At 64.1% G+C, this 24,991-nt stretch carries 24 protein-coding genes, 1 tRNA gene and 4 pseudogenes; 12 read left to right on the forward strand and 17 right to left on the reverse strand.

The features are described 5' to 3' along the window. Window positions 1-25 precede the first annotated feature (25 nt). The 3 genes and pseudogenes from G4G31_RS03580 to G4G31_RS03590 form a co-directional block, all read right to left on the reverse strand. Window positions 26-770, reverse strand: a pseudogene (locus tag G4G31_RS03580) (MgtC/SapB family protein). A 45-nt stretch (window positions 771-815) separates the two neighbouring features. After that, complete coding sequence (locus G4G31_RS03585) at window positions 816-1,085, reverse strand: hypothetical protein (protein ID WP_182990320.1); 270 nt, start codon at window positions 1,083-1,085, stop codon at window positions 816-818. Further along, window positions 1,085-2,911: an aminopeptidase P family protein gene (locus tag G4G31_RS03590; RefSeq protein ID WP_182990321.1), complete on the reverse strand. Its 1,827-nt coding sequence runs from the start codon at window positions 2,909-2,911 to the stop codon at window positions 1,085-1,087. The genes G4G31_RS03585 and G4G31_RS03590 overlap by 1 nt, the downstream gene beginning before the upstream one ends. 188 nt (window positions 2,912-3,099) lie before the next feature. Between G4G31_RS03590 and G4G31_RS03595 the strand changes: the two genes are divergently transcribed. Beyond that, window positions 3,100-3,723 carry a hypoxanthine-guanine phosphoribosyltransferase gene (locus tag G4G31_RS03595; RefSeq protein WP_182990322.1) on the forward strand — a complete coding sequence of 208 codons (624 nt, stop codon included), beginning with the start codon at window positions 3,100-3,102 and terminating at the stop codon, window positions 3,721-3,723. A 434-nt stretch (window positions 3,724-4,157) separates the two neighbouring features. Here G4G31_RS03595 and G4G31_RS03600 read toward each other — a convergent pair whose 3' ends face one another. The 4 genes and pseudogenes from G4G31_RS03600 to G4G31_RS03615 all read right to left on the reverse strand — a co-directional run bounded on the left by G4G31_RS03600 (window position 4,158) and on the right by G4G31_RS03615 (window position 6,929). Continuing rightward, a complete protein-coding gene (locus G4G31_RS03600; RefSeq protein ID WP_182990323.1) occupies window positions 4,158-5,114 on the reverse strand; it encodes a nitronate monooxygenase family protein in 957 nt (318 codons plus the stop codon). Between the two features lie 390 nt (window positions 5,115-5,504). Further along, a pseudogene (locus G4G31_RS03605) lies at window positions 5,505-6,287 on the reverse strand (MBL fold metallo-hydrolase); the annotation flags it as partial. Window position 6,288: 1 nt separating this feature from the next. Continuing rightward, window positions 6,289-6,495, reverse strand: a complete 207-nt coding sequence (locus tag G4G31_RS03610) for a DUF1289 domain-containing protein (protein ID WP_182990324.1) — start codon at window positions 6,493-6,495, stop codon at window positions 6,289-6,291. Then, window positions 6,492-6,929, reverse strand: coding sequence for a thioesterase family protein (locus G4G31_RS03615; RefSeq protein ID WP_182990325.1), 438 nt, complete (start codon window positions 6,927-6,929; stop codon window positions 6,492-6,494). The genes G4G31_RS03610 and G4G31_RS03615 overlap by 4 nt, the downstream gene beginning before the upstream one ends. Window positions 6,930-7,132: 203 nt before the next feature. Between G4G31_RS03615 and G4G31_RS03620 the strand changes: the two genes are divergently transcribed. Continuing rightward, the gene (locus tag G4G31_RS03620; RefSeq protein ID WP_374011341.1) at window positions 7,133-7,483 is read left to right on the forward strand and encodes a CopG family transcriptional regulator; all 351 of its coding nucleotides are present in this window, start codon (window positions 7,133-7,135) and stop codon (window positions 7,481-7,483) included. A 137-nt stretch (window positions 7,484-7,620) separates the two neighbouring features. Continuing rightward, a complete protein-coding gene (locus G4G31_RS03625; protein ID WP_182990327.1) occupies window positions 7,621-8,751 on the forward strand; it encodes a PHB depolymerase family esterase in 1,131 nt (376 codons plus the stop codon). Between the two features lie 165 nt (window positions 8,752-8,916). Here the strand turns inward: G4G31_RS03625 and G4G31_RS03630 are convergent, their stop codons facing one another. Next, entirely contained in the window at window positions 8,917-9,120 is a 204-nt protein-coding gene (locus tag G4G31_RS03630; protein ID WP_182990328.1) for a cysteine-rich CWC family protein, read from the reverse strand. A 182-nt stretch (window positions 9,121-9,302) separates the two neighbouring features. Here G4G31_RS03630 and argB point away from each other — a divergent pair, with 182 nt between their 5' ends. Beyond that, window positions 9,303-10,232: an acetylglutamate kinase gene (gene argB, locus G4G31_RS03635; protein WP_182990329.1), complete on the forward strand. Its 930-nt coding sequence runs from the start codon at window positions 9,303-9,305 to the stop codon at window positions 10,230-10,232. Between the two features lie 51 nt (window positions 10,233-10,283). Beyond that, window positions 10,284-10,358: transfer RNA gene (locus G4G31_RS03640), tRNA-Thr, on the forward strand. Between the two features lie 29 nt (window positions 10,359-10,387). Here G4G31_RS03640 and G4G31_RS03645 read toward each other — a convergent pair. After that, entirely contained in the window at window positions 10,388-11,272 is an 885-nt protein-coding gene (locus G4G31_RS03645; protein WP_229425331.1) for a TraB/GumN family protein, read from the reverse strand. 21 nt (window positions 11,273-11,293) lie between these two features. On the opposite strand from G4G31_RS03645, the gene G4G31_RS03650 reads away from it, so the two are divergent. The 3 genes and pseudogenes from G4G31_RS03650 to G4G31_RS03660 all read left to right on the forward strand — a co-directional run bounded on the left by G4G31_RS03650 (window position 11,294) and on the right by G4G31_RS03660 (window position 14,460). Further along, window positions 11,294-12,025 carry a pyrimidine 5'-nucleotidase gene (locus G4G31_RS03650; protein ID WP_229425332.1) on the forward strand — a complete coding sequence of 244 codons (732 nt, stop codon included), beginning with the start codon at window positions 11,294-11,296 and terminating at the stop codon, window positions 12,023-12,025. A gap of 22 nt (window positions 12,026-12,047) precedes the next feature. Next, window positions 12,048-12,626: a nucleoid occlusion factor SlmA gene (gene slmA, locus G4G31_RS03655; RefSeq protein WP_182990332.1), complete on the forward strand. Its 579-nt coding sequence runs from the start codon at window positions 12,048-12,050 to the stop codon at window positions 12,624-12,626. A 5-nt stretch (window positions 12,627-12,631) separates the two neighbouring features. After that, window positions 12,632-14,460, forward strand: a pseudogene (locus G4G31_RS03660) (chorismate-binding protein). Between the two features lie 9 nt (window positions 14,461-14,469). Here the strand turns inward: G4G31_RS03660 and G4G31_RS03665 are convergent. The 5 genes from G4G31_RS03665 to G4G31_RS25105 form a co-directional block, all read right to left on the reverse strand. Next, the gene (locus tag G4G31_RS03665; protein WP_182990333.1) at window positions 14,470-15,054 is read right to left on the reverse strand and encodes a glutathione peroxidase; all 585 of its coding nucleotides are present in this window, start codon (window positions 15,052-15,054) and stop codon (window positions 14,470-14,472) included. Window positions 15,055-15,070: 16 nt separating this feature from the next. Beyond that, the gene (locus G4G31_RS03670; protein ID WP_182990334.1) at window positions 15,071-15,493 is read right to left on the reverse strand and encodes a CoA-binding protein; all 423 of its coding nucleotides are present in this window, start codon (window positions 15,491-15,493) and stop codon (window positions 15,071-15,073) included. A gap of 141 nt (window positions 15,494-15,634) precedes the next feature. Continuing rightward, the gene (locus G4G31_RS27400) at window positions 15,635-16,468 is read right to left on the reverse strand and encodes a serine hydrolase (protein WP_267873648.1); all 834 of its coding nucleotides are present in this window, start codon (window positions 16,466-16,468) and stop codon (window positions 15,635-15,637) included. Beyond that, a complete protein-coding gene (locus G4G31_RS27405; RefSeq protein ID WP_267873649.1) occupies window positions 16,465-17,301 on the reverse strand; it encodes a serine hydrolase in 837 nt (278 codons plus the stop codon). Before G4G31_RS27405 ends, G4G31_RS27400 begins: the two co-directional genes overlap by 4 nt. A gap of 87 nt (window positions 17,302-17,388) precedes the next feature. Beyond that, window positions 17,389-17,751 (reverse strand): hypothetical protein, encoded by a 363-nt coding sequence (locus G4G31_RS25105; RefSeq protein ID WP_229425708.1) that lies wholly within the window; start codon window positions 17,749-17,751, stop codon window positions 17,389-17,391. Here G4G31_RS25105 and G4G31_RS25110 point away from each other — a divergent pair. From G4G31_RS25110 to G4G31_RS03695, 4 genes and pseudogenes are all read left to right on the forward strand, one after another. Further along, the gene (locus G4G31_RS25110; RefSeq protein WP_229425333.1) at window positions 17,716-18,225 is read left to right on the forward strand and encodes an N-acetylmuramoyl-L-alanine amidase; all 510 of its coding nucleotides are present in this window, start codon (window positions 17,716-17,718) and stop codon (window positions 18,223-18,225) included. The genes G4G31_RS25105 and G4G31_RS25110 overlap by 36 nt on opposite strands. Before the next feature lie 86 nt (window positions 18,226-18,311). Then, window positions 18,312-19,094: pseudogene (locus G4G31_RS28830) on the forward strand (transposase). A 409-nt stretch (window positions 19,095-19,503) separates the two neighbouring features. After that, window positions 19,504-21,672 carry a TonB-dependent siderophore receptor gene (locus G4G31_RS03690; protein WP_182990335.1) on the forward strand — a complete coding sequence of 723 codons (2,169 nt, stop codon included), beginning with the start codon at window positions 19,504-19,506 and terminating at the stop codon, window positions 21,670-21,672. 113 nt (window positions 21,673-21,785) lie between these two features. Next, on the forward strand, window positions 21,786-22,088 hold the full coding sequence (locus G4G31_RS03695) for a hypothetical protein (RefSeq protein WP_182990336.1): 303 nt from the start codon (window positions 21,786-21,788) through the stop codon (window positions 22,086-22,088). Between the two features lie 81 nt (window positions 22,089-22,169). Here G4G31_RS03695 and G4G31_RS03700 read toward each other — a convergent pair whose 3' ends face one another. The 3 genes from G4G31_RS03700 to atpG are packed head-to-tail and all read right to left on the reverse strand — an operon-like array spanning window position 22,170 to window position 24,931. Next, the gene (locus tag G4G31_RS03700; protein ID WP_182990337.1) at window positions 22,170-22,592 is read right to left on the reverse strand and encodes a F0F1 ATP synthase subunit epsilon; all 423 of its coding nucleotides are present in this window, start codon (window positions 22,590-22,592) and stop codon (window positions 22,170-22,172) included. Window positions 22,593-22,618: 26 nt separating this feature from the next. Then, window positions 22,619-24,022: a F0F1 ATP synthase subunit beta gene (atpD, locus tag G4G31_RS03705; protein ID WP_182990338.1), complete on the reverse strand. Its 1,404-nt coding sequence runs from the start codon at window positions 24,020-24,022 to the stop codon at window positions 22,619-22,621. Window positions 24,023-24,055: 33 nt separating this feature from the next. Next, window positions 24,056-24,931 (reverse strand): F0F1 ATP synthase subunit gamma, encoded by an 876-nt coding sequence (atpG, locus tag G4G31_RS03710; protein ID WP_182990339.1) that lies wholly within the window; start codon window positions 24,929-24,931, stop codon window positions 24,056-24,058. Window positions 24,932-24,991: the final 60 nt, after the last annotated feature.

Here is a 24,991-nt window from a genome sequence, read left to right on the forward strand (position 1 = left end):
CTCTTGTTGTATGGAGATCGGTAGGTCAGTTACGGGCATGCGAGAGCTGGAAGCCCTCGACGCCTTCGGAGGCCGCCAGCTCGGCCGCCAGTTCGGTCAGCGTGGCGCGGTTGTGGCGCGACATGGCGACGGCGACGAAACGCCACTCCCCGGCGTCCGTTGGCGCTGGAAATCGTCAGCGAGCTGCCGGCGATCTGGTAGCCGCGCTCGAGCGCGGCCTCGCGCAGCGCATCCTCGCGCGGCAGGAAGGCTTCGCGAAAGCGCAGCGTGACGGCCACCGCGCGGCGCGAGGGCAGGAAAGCCTCGACCTTGTTCAGGTAAATCATGATCATGGCCGAGAAGAAGGCCAGGCCCATCGCGGCCAGATAAAAGCCGACGCCGACCAGGATGCCGATCACCGACGAACTCCAGATCGAGGCGGCCGTCGTCAGGCCGCTGATATTGAAGCCTTCGCGCATGATGACGCCGGCACCGAGAAAGCCGATGCCGGTCACCACGCCCTGCATCACGCGGGTCGGGTCGACCGTGCCGATGGCACCCATCTGGCCGCCGAACCAGGCTTCCGGATAGCCGCTGACGATGGTCAGCGCGCACGAGGCCATGCACACCAGGCCATAGGTGCGCATGCCGGCCGCGCGGCCGTGGTACGAGCGCTCGTAGCCGACCATCAGGCCGAGCAGCAGGGCGCCCGCCAGGTGCAGCAGGATCACCGCATTGGTGGCGATCTCGGTCGGCGACCAGTACGGGGACAGGAAATCGACGTTCGACATGATCGGTTTTTAATGGTCGGTCGTGGACTGGCTGGGCGCTGCCGCTCAGGGCTTCTTGCGCACCAGCTGCTTTTCGAACGCGACATCATGCTTGCTGACGCGTTTGACCTCCTGCGGCCCGAGACCGTTCACGAAGGCGACGAATTCGTCCAGTTCCAGCGGTGCGCACAGCGGCGGCGCGCCCGGTGTCTCGGACAGGAAGAACAGCCCTTCGCTGGTGCGTGCCATCGCATAGCCGGTGTGGCCGGTGCGGCGTTTCAGGCGATCGACGGCGGAGCTGGCGCGGGTGGAGCGGGGGGAGCGGCCGGTTGCCATCAGATCGCCTCCGTCCGCAGCAGCAGCCAGTCGCGCGCAGCGCCGCTCACGTGCGGCAGCAGGCGCGCGCGCACCTGCGCGTGGTAATCGTTCAGCCAGCGCACTTCATGCGGGTGCAGCAGGTCCAGGTCGAGGCAGCGCGTATCGATCGGGCACAGGGTCAGTGTCTCGAAGCGCAGGAACTCGCCGAACTCGCCATTGCCATCGGGCGAAGTGGCGGGCACGTTCAGCACCAGGTTCTCGATGCGAATGCCCCAGCGCCCCGGTTTGTAGATGCCCGGCTCGATCGAGGTGATCATGCCCGGCTCCATCGCCGTGTGCGGATCAGGTGCCGCGCTCGGCGAAATCACCTGCGGGCCTTCGTGCACGTTCATGAAGTAACCGACACCGTGGCCGGTACCGTGGCCATAGTCGACATTGGCAGCCCAGATCGGCGCACGCGCGATCGCGTCGAGCAGCGGCGAACGGGTGCCACGCGGGAAGGTGGTGCCGGACAAGGCCATCATCCCTTTGAGCACCAGCGTGAAATCGCGCCGGTGCGCGGGCGTGATGGATCCCACCGGGACGACGCGCGTGATGTCGGTGGTGCCGCCCAGGTACTGGCCGCCCGAATCGATCAGCAGCAAGCCGTCGCCTTCGATGACAGCGTGTGCTTCCTTGCTTGCGCGGTAATGCATGATCGCGCCGTTGGCATTGAAGCCGGCGATCGTGCCGAAGCTCGGGCTGACGAAACCGGGACGGCGCGCACGTGCGGCCGTGATCTGCTCGTCGATGGTGAGTTCGGTGAGCGGGGCGCGCTGCGGGTCGGCCAGCGTGCCCTCCAGCCAGGCGAAGAATTCGCACAGGGCGGCGCCGTCCTGCTCCATGGTGGCGCGCACGTGCGCCGCCTCAAGCTCCGTCTTCTTCGACTTGGCAAAGGTGGTCGGGTTGATCGCCTCGATCACGCGCACGCCTTCCGGCACGGCGGCGCGCATGCCGGCCGTGATGCGGCGCGGGTCGACCAGCAGGCTGCTGCCGGCGGGCAGCGCGCCCAGCGCATCGGCGGCCGCGGCATACGGCGCCAGGCGCACGCCGTCCTGCAACAGTTGCGCACGCAGTTCAGGGGATGCCTTGCCTTCGGCGACGAACAGGGTCGCGCCCTCGGGTTCGAGCAGTGCGTGGGCGACAAACACGGGATTGAAACTGACGTCGGAACCGCGCAGGTTGAACAGATAGGCGATGTCGTCGAGCGTGGAAATGAAATGGCGTTCGGCTTTCAATTGCGCCATGGCGGCGCGGGTGGCGGCGAGTTTATCGGCGCGTGCCAGCGTCGCATGCGGCGCTTCGTGCTGGAACAAGGGGTCTTGCGGCAGGCCGGGACGCTCGCTCCAGATCTCATCCAACAAATCGAGGTCGGTGCGCAGCGTGACACCGCGTGCCGACAGCGCGTCCTGCAGCAGGCGCGCGACGGCCAGGCCGAGGACGCGCGCGTCCACCGCCACCGTCTGGCCGGGCTGCAGGTTGGCGGCCAGCCAGTCGATGTGCAGCAGGCTGGCGCCGGACGGAATCTTCATCAGCGCGATGTGCGATCCGGCCAGCTCGGTCTCGGCCTGGGTCCAGTAGCGGCCGTCGGTCCAGACCCCGGCGAAGTCCTTCGTCGCGATGAAGGTACCGACCGAGCCGGTAAAGCCGGAAATCCACTCGCGCCCCTGCCAGCGGCGCGGCAGGTATTCGGACAGGTGCGGATCGCTCGAGGGGATGACGCAGGCGTCGACGCCGTGACGCGCCATGGCGGCGCGCAGCTGTTCCAGGCGCGCGGCGCGCTGGACCGAAGAGGTGATGGGCATGGCTGCTGCTTCGATGTTATTCAAGTCACGTATGATACGCCGCAAACCAAGACAATGGCGCAGGCGAATCTTGCGCTGGAACATCGACCGATCCGGAAAGGGATTGTGCCGGTGTGAAGCAACGGGACAGGTGTTTGTGGTGAAGTTGCCGCATAATCGCGCTGGAGACACTCTTAATACAAACGACCATGCCAGAATTCCACCACGCCCGCGCTCGCGCGCTGCTGGCCAATGCGCGCCAGATCGTTACTCCCGAAGAGGTACAAGCCGCCGTGCGGCATGTCGCTGATGTCCTCAATGCGCGCTTCGGTGCCGAGCAAAGCACTGCTTTCCCGCTGGTGCTGGGGGTGATGGGCGGTGCCGTCGTGTTCACCGGCACCCTGCTGCCGCAACTGGACTTCCCGCTCGAATTCGACTACATCCACGTCAGCCGCTATGGCGACGACGACCGGGGTGGCGAAGTCGGGTGGAAGGTGATTCCGCGCCAGAACGTGGCCGGACGCACGATCGTCGTGCTCGACGATATCCTCGACGCGGGAGAAACCCTGGCCCACGTGAAACAGCGCCTGCTCGACATGGGGGCCTCCGAGGTGATCGTCGCCGTGTTTGCGGACAAGGATCTCAAGCGGAGCAAGCCGATCGAGGCCGACATCACGGGGCTGACGCTGCCGAACGAGTTCGTCGTCGGCTTCGGCATGGATGTGTATGGTTACTGGCGTAATTTACCCGGGCTCTGGTCGATCAACCCAGCCGACCTCACGCCGAGCGACCCGGAACCGGATCATCCGATTCCGGATGCAAAAGCCTCCTGAATCGTAGGGCAGTCGGCGAGGCGGGTCGCATCGCAGGGTAGGCGGGTCTCGCGCCTGCGCGTTCAACCAGCAGCCGAAACCCCGCGCCCATCCTTTGTACGTCGGTGCATGCGCCGTTGAACGCGTAGGCGGCACCAGGGCCGCGTCGATGCGCCGGACTCGATCGAGCCGCCTACCCTACGATTTAACGCAGTTCAACCAGCGTCTGAAACCTTGCGCCTGTCGTGCATGCGTGCACCGTTTGAACGCGTAGGCGGCGCCACGGCCGCGTCGATGCATCGGACGGGATGTAGCCGCCTACCCTACCGCATTCCGCAGGGTGGACGGCTGTGCCGTCCACGCGTTCAAGCGGCCGTCAGTCATCCGCGAACGATCGAACACATGTTGACGCGTGGACGGGAAAGCCATCTCGTCAGCCACGTCCACCCAACGAATTAACGCAGCGCCAGGCGCGCACGCGCGGCGGCGTATTCGTCCTTCAGGCGCGCCACCATCTCGGCCACGGTCGGCACGTCGTCCATCAGGCCCACGCCCTGGCCGGCGCCCCAGATATCGCGCCAGGCTTTGGCGGTGCCGTCGCCAAAGCTCATCTTGCTCTTGTCCGATTCCGGCAGCGCGTCCGGATCGAGGCCGGCGTTGACGATCGACTTCTTCAGGTAGTTGCCGTGCACGCCAGTAAACAGGTTCGTGTAGACGATGTCGGCCGCGCTCGATTCGACGATCGCCTTGCGGTAGTCTTCGCTGACGTTCGATTCCTTTGTTGCCAGCCAGCGCGAGCCGATATAGGCGAAATCGGCGCCCATCGCCTGCGCCGCGAGGATGGCGTCGCCGGTGGCGATCGAGCCGGACAGCGCGAGCGGACCACTGAAGAATTTACGTACTTCACCCACCAGCGCGAACGGCGACAGGGCGCCCGCATGGCCGCCGGCACCGGCCGCCACCAGGATCAGCCCATCGACGCCCGCTTCCAGCGCCTTTTCGGCATGGCGGATCGAGACCACGTCGTGCAGCACGATGCCACCGTAGCTGTGCACGGCGTCGAGCATCTCCTTCGGCGGCGCGCGCAGCGACGAGATGATGATCGGCACCTGGTGCTTGACGCAAACCTCGACGTCGTGTTCCAGGCGCGTATTCGATGCGTGCACGATCTGGTTCACCGCGATCGGCCCCACCTTGGCACCGGGGTTGGCGGCTTGGTAGGCGCGCAGTTCGGCTTGCAGCTCGGTCAGCCAGGTGTCGAGCAGCTCGGCCGGACGCGCGTTCAGGGCCGGGAAGGAACCGACGATGCCGGCCTTGCACTGTGCCGCAACGAGTGCCGGACCACTGGCGATGAACATCGGCGAAGCGATCACGGGTAAGGACAGGTCTTGCAGGACTGGAGGCAGCGTCATGGGAGCGGCTTTCAACGGGGTTGATCGGAGCACTTGATTATAGCGTTAAAAAAAGCACGATCGTGCTAGGGTTGAGGCTCTAATCTCGGCGCCCGCCTTCTGGCCTCAGGCATCGAACAGGAAAGAACCATCGATGCGGGCGGCGCGGGCGCGTAGCAGTGAGGAGACGGCCCAGTCGGCGAGCTTTGTATAGCGCATGTCGATCGAGGCCGTATCCGTGTGTTGTGGCGTAGCGCGATGGGGACTGGGGTTGGGCGCGTGGAAGGCGGAGCCGTCCACCCTACCGGCAGGTGCTGAGTCCGTAGGGTGGACGGGTTGCCCGTCCACGCGTTCAGGCAGCCGCCGATCGTCCACAAAAAATTCCTCACCCATCAAGCGAAGTGCGCTACCGAGCACCGGGATCGACGCAAACAGCCCCGGCAATGCATCCAGCGCAATCCGCCCCCGCTCGAGCAACAGGAACTTCAGCAGCACCTTGACCGCATTTTCCGCGTTACGCTTCGGGTCGCCCGCCAGGTAATCGAGCCGGGAACGGGCCCGCGCCAGTGCCCCGGCCACGTCCTCGAACATCGCCCCATGCCCCGGAATCACCAGCCGTGCATCGAAGCTGTCGATCAACGCGAGCGTGGTCGCGACTTCCTCGAAGCCGGGCTCGCCCGCCAGTTCCGGAAAGACGACCCCGAAACCGTTTTCCCACAGCGCGTCGCCGGAAACCAGGATCCCTTCGTCCGGGCAGAACAGCAGCAGCGCATGCGGATCGTGCCCGGGCGCGGCCGCTACCTGCCAGCGCAGGTCGCCCAGGATGAGTTCGTCGCCCGGATTCAACACGGCATCGAAACCGAAGCGCGGACATTGCTGGCCGGTTGCGCGGTAGCTCAGGGCATCCTCGTCCCAGCGCGCCACCTTGTCCGCTTCCAGTGCGGGAATGGCAGTGTGGCAGCCGTAGGCAGCCTGCAGCGCCGCGTTGCCGCCGCAGTGGTCGGAGTGCAGGTGGGTGTTGAGCAAGCGCTCGAGCGGGCGTTCGCCGAGCGCATGGCGCACCAGCGCCAGCGTTTGCGGCGCGTGCGTGACATAGCCGCTGTCGACCAGCGCCGTTGTCGCACCTGTAAACAAGATGTTGTTGGCAGACAGCCAGCCGCGCTCGAACACCTGCATGCTGGTCGGCAGGCGCATGCTAGCCGAAGTCGATGTCAGACTCGCGCCGACGAATTTCCGCCCAGATGGCGCGCTTGGCGTCGTCGCTCGCGCGCCCCCAGGCGACGATCTCGTCGATCGTGCGCAGGCAGCCGCGGCACAGGCCGCTCCCCTTGTCCATCTCGCAGACATTGATGCAAGGAGATGGCACCGGCGTTTGCAGTTCGGGGTGCGACAGGATGCTCATGCGGCACCTCCCGCATGCGCCGCGGCCTTGCGTTCCACGCGGCCATTGAAACGGGCGGTATCGATGACGACACGCTCGTGCGTGCCTTCGCAGATGCGCTCGACGTCATCCCAGGCCTGGACCCGGAAGCGCACGCGCGTGCCCTCCACTTCCAGCACTTCCCCCTCGATGCGCAGGGTCATGCCCGGCGGCGTCGGCGCCAGGTGGCGGAACTCGACCATCGTGCCCAGGCTTTGTTCGCGCGGCCAGTCGAGGTAAGGCAGCATGCCGTTCAGGCAAGCCAGCTCCATCATGCCGACCATGTAGCCGGTGGCGAGCACCTCGGGCATGTCGCGGCAGAACGGGGTGTCGTGATACAGCTGCGGCACAGTGGCGCGCGGCGGAACGGTGTAGTGCCATGCGAAGCGCAGGCCGGGTTGCAGTTCTGGGTTCATGGCGCAACAGATTACCCGATTCAATCGAATGTCGCTTGACCGGCAGGATGAGACGCGTAGACTGGCCTACAAAGAAAACCATCCCCATGGATGGTACGGAGATGGTTTGAAAGGATGGCGTAAGTATGCGAAGCGAGATTAGTCACTTGAATGAGCCGAAGCAAAAGCTGGCGGAGTCGGAAAAAATCACGATCAACCTGGGCATGATCGACCTTGGGCAGATCGATTTGCTGGTCAGCGAGGGGTTTTACAGCAACCGCACCGACTTGATCCGTACGGCCATCCGCAACCAGCTCAACGCGCACGCCGATGTCGTGCGCCAGACCGTCGCCCGCCGCAGCCTCGTGCTTGGCATGCACCATTATTCGCGCGCCGACCTCGAAGCGGCGCAGCAGGCCGGCATCCGCCTGCAGATCCAGGTGCTGGGCATGGCCAGCATTGCCAGCGACGTCACGGTCGAACTGGCGCTGGCCACCATTGAATCGATTTCGGTACTTGGGGCGCTGCATGCAAGCAACGCCGTGAAGGCCGCCTTGGCAGAGCGCATTCGTTAAGAGAAGCGCGAGAAACCGTAGCGAGCGGAAGGAGATTTGGTAGAGAAGCGCAGCTGTACAAGAGTACAGCGAGCATCGCAGACCAAATATCCGACGCGCAGTAGGTTTATCGCGCTTCGTACATAGAGAGAAGCCAAATGAAACTGAATAACAAGCTGTTCGCGCAGATGCGTGCCGCCACCCGCAACCTGATGCACAAGAGCCCGGTGGACACGAACCAGGTGATCCAGGACGCCCTGAAAAACGCCTCCGTCTATACCGAGGCGGCGCAGCAGCACATGCGCGGCATGGGGCAGATGCCGACGGGGTCCAGCCCGCAGCAGGGAACGCCCGCTGTCGACGTACAGGGCATGCTGGCTGAACTGAGCCGCAATTTCAGCCAGGGCATTGGCCAGGGCACCGGCTACCGCGCGGCCAACGAACCGGCCGAGGTCCTGCCCGGCAGTTTCAGCGAAGGCAGCCACACCAATGCCGCCGGCACCCGCAGTTATAAACTATATGTCCCGAGCGGCTACAGGGGCGAACCGGTTCCCCTGGTGGTGATGCTGCACGGCTGCACCCAGGACCCCGACGATTTCGCCACCGGCACCAAGATGAATGCACTGGCGGAAGAAATGAATTGCCTGGTCGTGTACCCGGCCCAGTCGCGCCAGGCAAATGCTTCGCGCTGCTGGAACTGGTTCAACAACGTCGACCAGCGCCGCGACCAGGGGGAGCCGTCGATCATTGCCGGCATCACGCGCGACATCATGGCCAGGTACACGATCGACAAGGCGAAGGTGTACGTGGCCGGACTATCGGCTGGCGGCGCCATGGCCGCCATCATGGGCACGCTCTACCCGGACCTGTACGCGGCCGTCGGCGTGCACTCGGGCCTGCCGTTCGCGGCGGCGCACGATTTGCCCTCGGCGCTGGCGGCGATGAAGGGCGACTTCCGGCGCGGACACCAGCCGAACAAAGCGATTCCGATCATCGTCTTCCACGGCGACCAGGACACAACGGTGCACCCGACCAATGGCGACGCGATCATGGTACCGGCACGCGACGCCGCCGACGCCATGGCCATCGAGCCGGGCCGCGTGCCCAATGGCCATGCGTTCACGCGTACGGTGCACAAGCGCGCCGACGGCAAGCCCCGGGGCGAGCACTGGGTCATCCACGGCGCGGGCCATGCATGGTCGGGCGGCAGCGCACGCGGCAGCTACACGGATGGCAAGGGCCCGGATGCCAGCCGCGAGATGATGCGCTTCTTTGCCACGCAGCAGTGAGCGTACGTGGCAGCAACGAGCGCGGCAGATGCAGAAACCGATGCGTGCCGGCCGCTTCCTGCGGCCCGGCGCCGGCGCCCACGCCGCGCCCGTTCTGATCAAGCTCCCGTCCGTTTCCGACCTGTGCATGATGCGCCGGTAGCGCAGGCCGGGCACGCTTGCCGCTCAATCGTCGCGCTGGAACTTTATCTCGGTAGCGGGATCGGCAGCGGCGGCAATGTGCGCACGCAGGCAAGCCGGGCACCAGCAGCCGGCTCCCGCGCCCGGCACCGGCACGACCGGGGGCAAGGTGGTGCACCAGCACGGCCCCTCGCCGCCATCGGCGGGCGCGCAGCCGAAAGCAGCGCCGCAACGGCTGCAGGTGCTCATGGACCACCCTCGCGACAGGTTTCGTTTGTCATGTGTAATATCGTCAAAGCAGTCTTCAAGGGCATCCGGTATCGGCCATCTGACCTGTTCAGGCCATAAAATACAACAAGACGGCCATAGAATGCCTACAACGGCGGCCTTGTTGCCTGTAAAATCTCCGCCACCTTCATTTCGGACTCACCATGAACGCTCAGCTGACCAGCCTGAACACCGGGGATCAACCAAGCGACCTGACTGCGGTTTCGCCGCAGATCAAGGCGCAGATCCTGGCCGAGGCGCTTCCTTACATCCGCAATTTCCACGGCAAGACCATCGTCATCAAATACGGCGGCAATGCCATGACCGACGAACGCCTGAAGCACGGCTTCGCGCGCGATGTCATCCTCCTGAAACTGGTGGGCATGAATCCGGTGGTGGTGCACGGCGGCGGTCCGCAGATCGACAACGCCCTGAAAAAAATCGGCAAGCAGGGCACCTTCGTCCAGGGCATGCGCATCACCGATGAAGAAACCATGGAAGTGGTCGAGTGGGTGCTGGGCGGCGAAGTGCAGCAGGACATCGTCATGCTGATCAACCATTACGGCGGCCAGGCAGTCGGCCTGACCGGCAAGGACGGCGGCCTGATCCGTGCGCGCAAGATGAGCATGCCGGACAAGGACAAGCCTGGCGAGTTCCTCGACATCGGCTTTGTGGGCGAAATCGACGCCATCAATCCGGCGGTCGTGAAAGCGCTGCAGGACGATGCCTTCATCCCGATCATCTCGCCGATCGGTTTCGGCCAGGACGGCCAGGCCTACAACATCAATGCCGACGTCGTCGCCGGCAAGATCGCGGAAATCCTGAAGGCTGAAAAGCTGATCATGATGACGAATATCGCCGGCGTGCAGGACAAGGCCGGCAACCTGGTGACCGACCTGTCGGCCCGCGAGATCGACGAGATGTTCGCGGACGGCACGATCTCGGGCGGCATGCTGCCGAAGATCTCGTCGGCACTGGACGCAGCCAAGTCGGGCGTGAACACGGTGCACATCATCGACGGCCGCATCGAGCACTCTTTATTGCTGGAAGTCTTGACCGAACAGGCATTTGGCACTATGATCCGCTCGCACTAAACATTTGTGCAAGCAATGGCGGCGTCCATGCCGCCATTGACATGTCTACCCGCCCTTGTAGCTCAGTGGTAGAGCACTCCCTTGGTAAGGGAGAGGCCACGTGTTCAATCCACGTCAAGGGCACCATCTTCCGCACCACCCTCCCCCGCACCAGCTCAGTACACGCGCTCGACCCGCATGCCGCGCCGACGCAGCAATTCCGGCACGCCGCCTTTTCCCAGCAAGTGCAATAAACCCACCGCCGCCACCACATTGTTTTCGCGCGCCAGCAGCGCAGCAAGCTTGTCGGCCATCGGACCATTGCGTTCGCCCAGCAGCAGCTCGCGCATGAGCTTGGCTTCCAGGCTGTCGTCCGTTTCGATGCGATTCAGTAATGCGTCCTGCGCCCCCTGGTCGGCCTGCTCGTAGGCCGCGAACATCTCGCGCGCCTCGCGCAGCTGGCGGCCGGACGCCATGTGCTCCAGCGTTTCTTCCAGCAGCCGCCACTGCATTTCCAGGGGGAGGCGGTCGAGCAGGGAAGCCTGGTAGCCTACCGTCTCCAGCTCGACGATGGGGCGCTTGCCGCGCACCAGTTGCGCCAGGTGCTGGTCGACACCCAGGGCCGGGTCGTAGCCGAGCTTGGCCATGTCCATCATCGCCAGCATCGTCGTCAGCATCCAGGGCTTCACGTGTGCCACGGCGGCCGGATCGACACCTTGCCGCTTCAGGGCGGTGTCGATGCGCTGGCGCCGCTCGGGTGCCAGGCCGGCATAGCCCGGGCTGTCGGCCGGGAACAGACCATGCTGCTGGAAGGCGGCCGCCGCCGCGGCGGGGTCGCGCATGGCATCGATTTCCAGCGCCAGCACCGGCGCCTGCTCCACCGCAGTGCGCATGCGCGGCTCGAGCGGATAATACTCCGGCTTGCCGGCGTGGATGGTGCCGTACAGGTAGAGCACATGGTCCCCCCGCGTGACCTTGAACAGGGCGCCGCGCTCGCCGGCAAACGCCTGGAGCGCCATCAGGAACAGGCCCAGGAACACTACTATAATCGGACGTCGCATTCATTCTCCGTGTCAGAAACCGTGTCGAATCATAAACTCCTCCCTCGCGTCTGGCTATTCGATCTGGACAACACCCTGCACGACGCCTCGCACGCGATTTTTCCGGCGATCAGCGCCAACATGAACACCTATATCGCGCGCCTGCTGCATGACGGCGTCAACGAGGTGACGCAGGCCCGCATCGATGCCGCCCGCCTCGGCTACTGGAAGCGCTATGGCGCCACCCTGCTCGGCCTGATGCGCCACCACGGCGTCGATGCGCGCGACTTCCTGCACCGGACCCACGACCTGGGCGACCTGCGCCGCCTGATGCGCTCGGAGACAGGCCTCGGGCGCCTGCTGCTGCGCCTGCCGGGCCGGAAGATCCTCTTGACCAACGCGCCCACCGCCTATTCGATGCGCGTGATGCGCCACCTGAACCTGGGCCGCCACTTCGCCCACCATATCGCCATCGAGCAGATGCACGTCCACCGCCAGCTGCGTCCGAAGCCGTCGAAGCTGATGCTCACGCGCCTGCTGCGCCGCCATGGCGTGGCCGCGCGCGACTGCGTGCTGGTCGAAGACACGCTGGCCAACCTGAAAAGCGCCAAGCAGCTCGGCCTGCGCACCGTGTGGGTGACCCAGTACCTGCGCCATGGCGAACGCAGCACGCTGGCCGCGGCGCGCCCACGGCGCCTTATTTCCCCAAAGTATGTCGATGTCAAAGTAAAATCCGTGCGCCAGCTGCCGAAACGGCTGAGCAGACTCCGCTAACTCCTCACTCATTCGACACTCCATGGCAAGCACCAAGCCAGGCCAGCGCAAGCTGCAAATCCTCCAGGCCCTGGCCGCAATGCTCGAGCAGCCCAAAGGCGAGAAGATCACCACCGCCGCGCTGGCGGCCCGCCTTGAGGTCTCGGAGGCGGCGCTGTACCGCCACTTCGCCAGCAAGGCGCAGATGTACGAAGGCCTGATCGACTTCATCGAGGCCAGCGTGTTCGGCGTGATCAACCAGATCGCCGAGAAGGAAGAGCGCGGCATCGACCAGGCCTACGCCATCCTCACCATGCTGCTCGGCTTTGCCGCCAACAATCCGGGCATGACGCGGGTGCTGATCGGCGACGCCCTGGTCGGCGAGGACGAGCGCCTGCAGCTGCGCATGAACGCCTTTTACGACCGGGTTGAACTGGCCTGCAAGGGCGCGCTGCGCCTGGCCGTGAGCCAGGGCCATGGAAAAGAGGACGACGTGGCCGAGCGCGCCAGCCTGCTGGTGAGCTATATCACCGGCCGCTGGCACCGCTATGCCAAGAGCGGCTTCCGCCAGAACCCGCAGGATACGACGGGCGTACAATTATCCCTGCTGCTGGCGGCCTGAATTCCATGGAAACGGTTTTTGCATTGCTCGACGATGCGAGCGCGGAAGGTCACGCTCGGGCCGCATCGCGCCTGTACACGGGCCACGCCGGCACCTTGAGCTGCCGCGACGCCTCAGGCTGGAGCACCGTGCTGGCCGAGCTGGAAGCGGCGCTGGCGCGCGGCCTGTACGCCGTGCCTCTGCTCACCTATGAACTGGGCGCGCACCTGCTCGGCATCCGCAGCGTCCCCAGCGGCCCGCCGCTGGCGCAAGTGCTGCTGTTCGCGCGCTGCGAACACCTGACGGCGGAGCAGGCCGGCGCCTGGATCGCGGCCCGCGTGCCGCCCGAGGGCGATGCCGGCGCAGTCCCGGCGGGCATCGCCGCCGTCGAAGCGAACGTCAATGAGGCGCGCTTTGTCGACGCCATCGGCCGCATCCGCAACTACATCGCCGCCGGCGACACCTACCAGGTCAACTACACCTACCGCCTGCGTTTCGACGCCTTCGGTTCGGTCTTCGCACTGTACCAGCGCCTGCGCGCGCGCCAGCCGGTGCCGTATGGCGCCCCTGGTCGGCCTGCCCGACGGCGGCGCCCTGCTGTCGTTTTCCCCTGAACTGTTCGTGCGCCACAGCGGCGGCACGCTGCTGGCGCGCCCGATGAAGGGCACGGCCCCGGCAAGCAATGACGAAGCCGTCAACGCCGAACGCGCCGCGGCGCTGGCGGCGGACCCGAAGAACCGCGCCGAAAACCTGATGATCGTCGACCTGCTGCGCAACGACCTCGGACGGGTGGCGCAGACCGGCAGCGTGGCGGTACCCAAACTGTTCGAAGTCACCCGCTTCGGCGCCGTGCTGCAGATGACGTCCACGGTTGAGGCGCGCTTGCGGCTTGATACCACCCTCGCCGAGCTGTTCGCCGCGCTGTATCCCTGCGGCTCGATCACCGGCGCGCCCAAGCGGCGCACGATGGAAATCATCGACGAACTGGAACCGGCGCCGCGCGGCATCTATACCGGCGCGATCGGCTGGTTCGACCCGCCGCCCGCCGGCCGCCCGTATGGCGACTTCTGCCTGTCGGTGCCGATCCGTACCCCGGCGCTCGGGCCCGGAGACGGGCTGCGGCGCGGTGAACTGGGTGTCGGTGCCGGCATCGTCCACGACAGCGACGCGCAGGACGAATTCGCCGAGTGCCGCCTGAAAGCGCGCTTTCTCACCGGGCTGGCGAACGCGTTCGATATCTTCGAGACGATCAAGGCGTCCTGGCAGGACGGCCCGCGCCATCTCGAGCAGCACCGGCGCGCATGGCCGCTTCCTGCGCCTACTTCGTGCGCGCCTTCGACACTGTCGCGGCGCGCACGCTGGTACAGAATGCCTGCCTCGGCCTGCCCGAGGACGCCAGCCTGCACCGCCTGCGCCTGGCGGTCGATGCCGACGGCGTCCTGACGGTGACGAACGCGCCGCTGGTGCCGCTGCACGAGCCGGTGCGCGTGATCCTGGCCGATACGACTACCCGCTCCGGCGACGTCTTCCTGCAGCATAAGACCTCGGTGCGCAGCCGCTACGACGCCGCCTGGCGCGCCGCCGAGGCGCAGGGGCTTTCGATGCGCTGTTCTTCAACGAGCGTGGGGAATTGACGGAAGGGGGGCGCAGCAATGTGTTCGTGCGCCTGGACGGCAAATGGACCACGCCGCCGCTGTCCTGCGGCCTGCTGCCGGGGGTGATGCGCCGGGTGATGCTCGATGCCCCCGCCTGGCAGGCGGAGGAGCGCGTCATCACGCGTGCGATGCTGGAAAGGGCCGAGGGCATCGTTGTCTGCAATGCCCTGCGCGGCCCGCTGATCGCCTACCTCGACTGACTGGAACGCCTACAGCGCCGCCTCGATCTTCCCGACCAGCTGCGGATCTTCCGGCGTTACCTTGCTCGGGAAGTACTCGATCACCTTGCCGTCGCGTCCGATCAGGTATTTACCGAAATTCCACTTCGGCGCCTGGCCGGTCTGCCTGGCCAGCGCCGCATGCAGCGGATTGGCGTTCGCGCCGGTGACGGCGGTCTTGGCGAACATCGGGAATTTCACGCCGTAGGTGTTGTAGCAGAGATCGGCGATTTCCTTGGCGCTTTCCGCTTCCTGTTTGAAGTCGTTCGACGGGAAGCCGAGCACCACCAGGCCGCGCGCACCGTATTTCGCATACAGCCTTTCCAGCCCCTCGTACTGCCTGGTGTAGCCGCAGTAGCTGGCCGTGTTCACGACCAGCACGACTTTGCCGGCGTACTGGCACAGATCCTGCGGCGCCTCGTCCTGCAGGCGCGCGAAGCGCTGGTTCAGCAGTGCCGGGCAGGCTGCCGGCGCGCCCGCCACGACGGCGGGCCGGTGCGGGACGACGGCGGTCGGCTGGGCACCGGCGCTGGCAGCGGCCAGCAAGGCAGTGGCAAGGGTGGCGTATTTCAGCATGGGAAGGTCCTTCTGGTCAGGCGTTGAGCTTGCGGTGTTCGATTTTCAGGCAGTGGTTCATCACCACGTCGAGGCCGGCGGCGCGTGCCAGGTCGGCGGCGGCCTGGTTCTCGATCTCGAGCTGCATCCACAGGCAGCCGGCGCGGATCGCGATGGCGTCGCGCGCCAGCGGCGGGATGTCCTCGGACTTGCGGAAGCAGTCGACGATGTCGACGCGCTGGCCGCTCGGCGCGAGTGCGTCGGCCGCTTCCTGCAAGCTGGCGTGGACCGGTTCGCCGAGGATTTCCTGGCCGGCGTAGGCCGGATTCACGGGCAGGACGCGGTAGCCTTGCTGTTGCAGGTATTCGGCCACGCCGTAGCTGGCGCGCTCAGGCTTGCTGGACAGGCCGACGATGGCAATGGTCTTGCTGTCCTGGAGGATTTGGGCAATGGTTCTCATGGGCGGCTCATGGGTTCAGGGGTCGCCATAAGCTTAACAGGTTTGCATCGCGCCGTTACGGGATGAAATGGTGTCGTGCGTCGCACGCGTGCGCGTTCGCAGCGCCTGCGGGAATGCCGGTCCGCAGGCGCCACGTTTTTCCTACAGCCGCCGCGCCTTGATCTGCTGGCCGTTCTGGTGCAGTACCAGGTAGCTCGAATCGGCGCCGTCGAAGCGCACTTCGGCCTCGATGGCGCGTGAGAAGAACACGTTCTCGTCCTGGGCGAAGATTTCCAGTTTCGGCTGGCCGGTGGCCTGGGCATACAGGCGCTCGCCTTCGCGCGACAGCGTCAGCACGAAGCCCGGGGCCAGTTCGTAGCGCCCGGCACGACTGTCGAAGGCGGTGCCGGCGATTTTCACGGCCGGGCGCTCGGGAGGCAGGTCGCCGATCCGCGCCTGGCGCAGTTCGGCGCCATCGTGGAACTGCGTCACATGGCTCACGGCGCCCTTGGCATCGAGGCCGAATTCGAAATAGTCGAGCGAATCGGGCAGGAAGAAGCCGGTCGGCGAATACGCCTTGAGCGGCATCGGCGGACGGCCGCTGCGCTGCATGACGAGCGTGTTGCCTTCGCGGCGGAAGCTGCGCGTGACCTTCGGCTCGACCTCGTAGACGCCGGTGAAACGGTCGAGTGCTGCGGGCGCGAGCGCGATCTCCTTGAATTCCCGCAGCGGCTTGCCGATGGCGCTTGCCGCCGCCTTCGTGACCACCAGCGCCGGGCTGATCACGCCGCCGTCGGCATTGCTCAGCACCGCCACGTACACCTTCTGTTCGGGCAGGCGCAGCGCATAGGTGGCAAAACCGTTGATGGCGCCGCCATGCGCGATCGTCGGCACGCCTTGCAGCTTGCCCATCTCCCAGCCATAGCCGTAGCCGGTGGACTTGCCCGAGGCAAGCCGGTAGGACGTAAAGGCGCGCTGCCAGCTGGCCGGTTTCAAGAGCTTGCCGGCGCTGACGCGGCGTCCCAGCGCGCCAGGTCATCGACGGTCGACACCAGCGCGCCGGCCGCGTAGGGCTGCGTCATGCTCAGTGGCGCGGCCGGTGCGAAGCCCTTGTCGGCCGGCGTGTGGCCGACGGCGCGCGCCGCCTTGCCGCGCTCGTGGCCTTCATAGGCGGTGTCCTTCATCCCCAGGGGCGTGAAAATGCGCTGCTCGAGGAAGGTGGCGTAGGGCTGTCCGGACACTTTCTCGATGATGGCGCCCAGCAGGAAGTAGCCGGAATTGTTGTAGCGGTAGTCGGCGCCCGGCTCGAAATTGAGCGGATCGTTCTTGAAGCCGTCGATCATGGCGGCGACGCTCATGTCCTGCGTCATGCCGGCGACATAGCCGGGTTTACCGGTATAGCTCTGGATGCCGGAAGTATGCGTCAGCAGGTGCTCGACCGTGATCTTCTTGCCGTGGGTCGGATAGTCGGGGAAGAAGCGCGTGATGTCGTCCTCGAGCGAGAGCTTGCCCTCCTCGGCCAGCAGCAGGATCGCCGTCGCGGTGAACTGCTTGGTGATCGAGCCCAGGCGCATGACGGTGTCCGGCGTCAGCGCCTTCTTGCCGGCGGCGTCGGCCATGCCGTAGGCCTTGCGCAGGATCGTCTTGCCGTCCTTGACGACGATGACGGTGGCACCCGGTTCGCCGGCCTTGTAGTACGGCGTCACCGGGGCGTCGATGCTGGCGGCGAGCGCCGCCTGCGACTGCGCGGCCGGGGTGCCTGGTGCGGCGCTGGCGGGTGCGCCGACCAGGGCGGCGACGGCGAGGCAGACTGCGGACAGTTTCAGCATGGTCGGATATCCCTTCGTTGGTTGGTATTTCCCGACTATACGAGTCCCTGCCGGACCGATCAACGCACAACGGATGAACTGCCGAAATCATGGATTGAACGGCACTGCTGAGGGAGCCAGTTCCGACTGACGGTTTGTTGCGCCACCGTCCATGCGCAGGAAGAATCCCATCCGGCTCGCAGTTCGGCCGAATTCAACGGGAGTTTCGAGGCGGCCATCAAGCAGCTGCAGCAGCGCGACTTCGGCGACGACCTGTCCGGCCCGACGCTCGGCTCGGCCTCGTCCGATGCCTGCCAGCGCGCCATCAAGGCCATCACCGGCACCTGGAACACGCTGGCCACCACGCCCGGCACGAAGGACGAAACCTACGACATCATCCTGCAGGCCGGCCACTACAAGCGCATCAAGGGCAAGGTGGGCACGTCGGGGAAGCTGGTGGGCGAACAGCAATTGGCCGCCTACCTGGTGCGGCGCATTGCCGAAACCCTGGCGCAACAGGGCAAGCTGAAGGTGCTGACCCTGTCGGCGGACGAGTATGCGCCGAAATTGAAAGGCAAACTGTTCCTGGCGATCCACGCCGACGGCAGCGAAAAACCCTGTTCGACCGGTCCCAGTCTGTCCTACCAGAAGAACAATTCGACACTGGCGATGCACGCTGTGGGCTGGGCCCTGAGCCAGGCACTCGGCTACCAGTACGACCAGTTCCGCAAGGATGGCTTCACGGCCGATGCCGCGCACTACTACATGTTCGGGCATGTCGATGCGCCGGTCATGAAAGGTCTGCTGGAGGTGGGCGAATTGACCTGCGCCGAGATGGAGCAGCGCCTGGTAGCCGGTGCCGACGCCATCGCCTCGAATGTGGCGAAAGCATTGATGTTCGTGCACGAGGCGCACGCCGGCGCGACGGCGGCGGCAACGCGCTGAGCGCGCGCTTTGGCACTGTTAAGAGGGTGTAGACAACATCGAAGACCTAGCTATCGCATGCTGCCCTGATATGGGAGGGGCATGCCATGGCAACGAAGGAGCGATCCGATTCTCAGCCGCCGGCGAATCGCGGCGGTAGACCGTCAGCGTTGAACGCAGAGCATATCGCAGCTTTGCACGAAATCGTGTCAGAGCATGCGCAGGCGAGTTTGGCAGAAATTGCCACCGAGCTGGAGCGCCGCTGCAGCGTACACGTATGTGAAGCGACGATCCGGCGTACATTGCGTGCCGAAGGAATCGTACGGCTCAAGGTGAAGCGACAGGTGTACCCGACGGCCGACAAGGGACCAAAGCGCTACGGTTATACGCCAGCGCATCGGCGCGAGGACGTTCCTTCTTACAGTACCAACCTGACCGACGCCGAATGGGACTTGGTAGCTGACTTGTTTGAACGAGCGCCAGGCCAGCGAGGTACGCCGGCGCATTACAGCCGGCGGGAGCTGGTCAACGCCTGCTCCTATGTTTTGTGTACAGGCTGCGCCTGGCGACTATTGCCCACCACGTTCCCGCCCTGGCAGGCTGTCTACAAAAGAGGAGCAAAACCACATTCGTGTTGAAGTCGTACGGCGTCCTGGAAACGGCACGACAGGCAGCTTGCACGAGGCTGAACAGGCAATCGCAGCGGCCGCAGCATTAGTCCAGGCTTTGTAACCTTGCCCAAGCGCTGGGTCGTTGAGCGAACACATGCGTGGACTGAACGCTGGCGCCGTACGGTAATGCATCACGATCGAAAACTGGCCATTTCAGCCGCCTGTGTCTGGCTGGCTGAGGCCAGAATGCTACTCAACAGGCTCACTTATAAGAGTTGATTTCGTCCACACCCTCTTAGAGACTGTTTGAAAACTCGATACGGCCGAGATATTCTTGCGCGCTTTCAGGCAGGTGCGCAATCTGCTTCCAGCTTCTTCGACACGCCAGCATGCAATTGCGCTGACGCGTGTTACCATGGAGTTATCAAACCGTCTCTTAGAGCGCCTAACAAAACCTTCAGGACAAGGCGCGTCGTCGAAGACAGTACGAGCGTACGGCAAGACGATGCAACGCTGGACTGGAGGTTTTGTCAGGGGCTCTTATTCGTCGTATCGCTTTGTGCTTCGTTGTCCTTCCTGCCTGTCGGGATCGTATTCGGTGGCCAAGGATGATCCATACCCCGATACCTAAACAGGTTTTTGAGAGCCGTAAGTCGACGATTTACGGCTTTTCGTTTATCAGCACAAGATGCGCAAAAAAGCCTTTTTGTTAGCGGTGTTTTTCTCTCTCGAGGTGCAAGCCCAAACAGAAAAGCCCGCCCCGGTGCAGCAGGTCCTGGTCAACGCAGACCAGTCCGGCATCGATGCCAGCCGCGATTTCATTGCCGGTAAAATTATCGTCGGCAAGCAGCGTATCGCTGAAAGCGGGGTGCAAAACGTCGGCGAACTGCTCAAGCGCGAGCCGGCGATCAGTGTGGGCCGTGATGGCCGCCTGGGTTTGCTCGGCATGCCCGGCTATACCCAGGTGCTGGTGGACGGCATGCCGTACTCCGGCGATCCTTTTTCACTCGACCTCGTCCATATCGAAAAAATCGAGATCATCAAGACGAGCACGGCGACGTCGGGACCGGTCGGCATCGCCGGTACCATTAACATCATTCGAAAAAAGACGGAACCCCGCGCTTCCCAGAACCTGCGTACCGGCGCTTCCGCGATGGCGGGCCGCATGGGCGCGAACATGGCGTGGTCAAGCAACCAGGCCGTGCCGGACAGCCCCTTGAGCTATAACCTGAGCTTGTCGGCCACGCGCAAGCCGACCCGCAGCGATGCGCAGGAGGTGGAGACGCGGCTGGCGGGCGACGCTGCGCCCGCGCCCGTCTTCGAGGGCGGCCGTTCGACGCGCGGCGCATTGCAATCGCTGGTAGCGGCGACCGAATTGTCGTGGGCAGTCAATCCCGATCACAAGCTCAGCTTCAGCCCGGATGCGGCACGCATTCAAACTGCGAATGAGGGTGTGGCGTTTCGTGCCTGGACGGACGGACGCGGGTTGTCAAGCGAGTCGCGCAACAAGGAGACCATGACCGGGTATTCCCTGCCCCTGGCCTGGCGTTGGCAGGTCGATCCGGTGAGCAGTCTGAGCATCAAGTTCAACCGGAATCATTCGCGCCTGGATATCGATGCTCGGGCCAGCGAAAGCTGGCTCGACGGGCTTGTTCGCCAGCGCAGGGACGCTCAGCGGCATGAGCAGGCGGACAGTTTGCTGCATGCGGAGTTGATCAAGGAATTCGACAGCGGCCACGAAATCACGGCCGGCGCCAAGCTCGTCCGCAACGACCTGGACATCGCGTACGTCAACACGCTCGACGGACGGCCGGACCCGAGCCTGGCGGTGTTCGGGAACCGTAGCGCGAGCCGTATCGACAGCGGCCAGCTCTTCGTCCAGGACGCGTGGCGCATCGACCGTACGCTTGCCGTCAATCTCGGCATCTCTGCCGAGCAACGCCGTTATGCATTGGACGAAGGCCCGTCGCACAGCCGGATGCGCTTTACCATGTGGTCGCCGTCGGCGCACGTGTCGAAGAAAATCGGCGGCAACAGCAAGCGGCAAGTCCGATTCTCGGTGGCGCGCAGCTTCCAGCCGCCCAGCATTCTTCAAATGCAACTGCATCCCATGCTTAATTCGTTTGCGCCATGCACTACCGGTGCCGTGTGCGATGGGAATAGCATCGATACCGCTGACAGCAGTGGCTACCCCTACCTGCGACCAGAGCGCGCGCTCGGCCTGAACCTCTCGTACACCCATGGCCTGGGCAAGGGAAGCGAACTGGTACTCGAGTTCTTTTCACGTGAGCTGCGCAACAAGATCGGTTCGCAAATTGGTCTCGAGACCGTGCCCTGGGCGAGCGCGCCGCGTTACGTCTATCGCCCGGCGAACCTGGGCGGGGCGTCGGTGCGCGGTATTAACCTCGAAGGCCGGGTGGCCGGCAAGGACCTCTGGACGGACGCGCCAGCGGTGGAAATGCGCGGCAGCCTGGGGTGGGCGCGCTCAAAGCTGGACGACGTACCGGGGCCGGACAACCGGCTTGACGGCCAAAGCCCGTTTCGCGCCAAGCTCGGCGCCAGTTACACCATGCAAGCGTTTCCAGTCAAATTCGGCATGGACGGCAGCTATCTGCCGGGCGACTGGGTGCGCAGCAACCTGAGCGAGCGTGTCTATCAGTCGCGCAAGACCACCTTGGGAGCGAACGCCAACTGGACCTTCGCTTCGAAGGCGCGGCTGTCGGTGGCGCTCGACGACCTGGTGAGCCATACGAGCGAAGGCGTTCATGAATACATCGGATCGGATCAACTGCTGCAGCAGCACACCAGCAACAGGACTCGCACGCGCTTGAGCTTGCGCTTCGAAACCAAATTATGAAGGCAGTGGAATGACGCGCATGGCGCCAGGAATACTGGCTGGCGAATCGGGCGTCTCCGGCTCGGCCCCTGCCTTGCGAGCTGTTTGAACAACCGATGAAGGGTGAGCGATTTATGAAACAGAAGTTGGCTTTTTGTGTTTTGCTGGGACTGTTCTCGATGAGCGCAATGGCGCAGATGGTACCGACATCGCGGCAGGAATGCACCAGGCGCTGTGTCACCGCGGATTTTCCTGACAATCCAAGGGCAGTCCGCCATCAGGAAAAGATCAAGGAAATACAGGCGAGGAAAAAGGCAGAGGCCGATCCAGAGAAACGGAAAGGAATCGACAGGGAAGAAGCGGACGAAGTCGAAAAGCTTGCAGACTATATGGACAAAATCTGCACGCACATCTGCAAAGACAACCCTGAGCAATAAGAAGCGCCGCTGCGAATCATTCTCGGCAAATAAAAAAGGCAGAGCCGCAGCTCTGCCTTTTTTTGCCACCAAACGAAAAGCTTAACGGCCCTTCGAACGCAGCCTCTGGATCGCTGCCAGCTGCGCAATTGCCGCGGCCAGTTCCGACTGCGCTTTCGCGTAGTCGATCGTCGAATCCTGGTTCTGCATCAGCTCTTCGGCCTGGCGCTTGGCTTCCTGTGCTTTCGCTTCGTCCAGGTCGGCGCCGCGGATCGCGGTGTCGGCCAGGACGGTCACGCCGTTCGGCTGCACCTCGAGGATACCGCCGGCGACGAAGACGAACTCCTCGCCACCGCCGGCCACCTCGATGCGCACGGCACCCGGGCGGATGCGCGTGATAAGCGGTGTGTGCTTCGGGTAGATACCCAGCTCGCCCGCTTCACCCGGCAACGCGACGAAAGTTGCCTCACCGGAGAAGATCTGCTCCTCGGCCGAGACCACGTCAACGTGAATTGTGTTTGCCATATGTGTCCTTCAGGTGAAGAGCCGATTTAGGCAGCCAGTTTCTTGGCTTTTTCGATCGCTTCTTCGATGGTGCCGACCATGTAGAACGCCTGTTCCGGCAGGTGGTCCAGTTCGCCCGACGCGATCATCTTGAAGCCCTTGATCGTGTCTTTCAGCGAAACGTACTTGCCTGGCGAACCGGTGAACACTTCAGCGACGTGGAAAGGCTGCGACAGGAAACGCTGCATTTTACGAGCGCGTGCCACGACCAGCTTGTCTTCCGGTGCCAGTTCGTCCATGCCCAGAATCGCGATGATGTCGCGCAGTTCCTTGTAGCGCTGCAGGGTACCCTGGACAGCGCGGGCCGTCTCGTAGTGTTCCTGGCCGACGACGAGCGGGTCCAGCTGGCGCGAGGTCGAGTCGAGCGGGTCGACCGCAGGGTAGATACCCAGCGAAGCGATGTCACGCGACAGAACGACGGTCGAATCCAGGTGGGCGAAGGTGGTGGCCGGCGACGGGTCGGTCAGGTCATCCGCAGGGACGTAGACGGCCTGGATCGAGGTGATCGAACCGGTCTTGGTCGAGGTGATGCGCTCTTGCAGGCGGCCCATCTCTTCGGCCAGGGTAGGCTGATAACCCACCGCCGACGGCATACGGCCCAGCAGTGCCGAGACTTCGGTACCGGCCAGGGTGTAGCGGTAGATGTTGTCGACGAAGAACAGAACGTCCTTGCCTTCATCGCGGAAGGCTTCGGCCATGGTCAGGCCGGTCAGCGCGACGCGCAGACGGTTGCCTGGTGGTTCGTTCATCTGGCCGTAGACCATCGCGACCTTCGAGTTGGTCGGGTTTTCCAGGTCGACGACTTTTGCATCGGCCATCTCGTGGTAGAAGTCGTTACCTTCACGGGTACGCTCGCCCACGCCGGCGAACACGGACAGACCCGAGTGTGCCTTGGCGATGTTGTTGATCAGTTCCATCATGTTGACGGTTTTACCCACGCCGGCGCCGCCGAACAGGCCGACTTTACCGCCTTTGGCGAACGGGCAGACCAGGTCGATGACCTTGATGCCGGTTTCCAGCAGGTCGGTCGATGGCGACAGTTCGTCGTACACAGGTGCCGAGCGGTGGATCGAAGCGGTGCGCTCGGCGCTGACCGGGCCGCATTCGTCGATCGGGTTGCCCAGCACGTCCATGATACGGCCCAGGGTGGCGACGCCAACCGGGACCATGATCGGTGCACCGGTGTTCTGGATGACCATGCCGCGACGCAGGCCTTCCGAGCTGCCCAGCGCAATGGTACGGACGATGCCGTCACCCAGCTGTTGCTGCACTTCCAGGGTCAGTGCGGAGCCTTCCATTTTCAGTGCGTCGTACACTTTCGGCATGGCGTTACGTGGGAATTCCACGTCAACCACTGCGCCGATACACTGAACGATTTTGCCATCAGCCATGTTCGTTCCTTCAGATATAGTTAAATTCTTTATTTAGACCGCTGCCGCACCGGCGACGATCTCGGAGAGTTCTTTGGTAATCGCAGCCTGGCGGGTCTTGTTGTAGACCAGCTTCAGTTCGCCGATGACACTGCCTGCGTTGTCGCTTGCCGCCTTCATCGCCACCATGCGTGCCGATTGCTCGGACGCCAGGTTTTCAGCGACAGCCTGGTACACCAGGGCCTCGACATAACGCACCAGCAGCTCGTCGATGACGACTTGCGCTTCCGGCTCGTAGATGTAATCCCACGAGATCGCGCCTTTTTCCGCTTCCAGGTGCTTGGCCGGCAGCGGCAGCAGCTGCTCGACGACCGGTTCCTGTTTCATCGTGTTGATGAACTTGGTGTAGCACAGGTAGACGGCGTCCAGTTGGCCATCCTGGTATGCGTCGAGCATGACCTTGATCGGGCCGATCAGCTTTTCCAGGTGCGGGGTGTCGCCGATCTGGGTGGCCGAGGACACCAGCTTGACGCCGACACGGTTCAGGAAGCCGAGACCCTTGTTACCGATGGCAACAGCCTCGATGCGGTTGCCCGCCGCTTCCAGCTCGCGCGATTTCTGCGTTACCTGACGCAGGATGTTGGTGTTCATGCCGCCGCACAGACCTTTATCGGTCGTGACGACGATGAAGCCGACAGCCTTCGCCTGCACGTGCTTGGCTTGCGCCATGAACACGTGCGTGTACTCCGGATTGGCGCCCGCCAGGTTGGCGGTGATGTTCCGAACCTTTTCACTGTAGGGACGGGCGGCGCGCATCCGCTCCTGCGCTTTGCGCATTTTGGATGCGGCGACCATTTCCATCGCCTTGGTGATCTTCTTCGTATTCTCTACGCTCTTGATCTTGCCACGAATCTCTTTGCCTACTGCCATGAGTCCTTACTCCTTCCGGTCACCGGCGCCGCGTTCAACACAGGGCGCCGGGGTATCCAT

It is taken from the genome of Massilia sp. Se16.2.3 (assembly GCF_014171595.1).
Classification (GTDB): Bacteria; Pseudomonadota; Gammaproteobacteria; order Burkholderiales; family Burkholderiaceae_D; genus Telluria.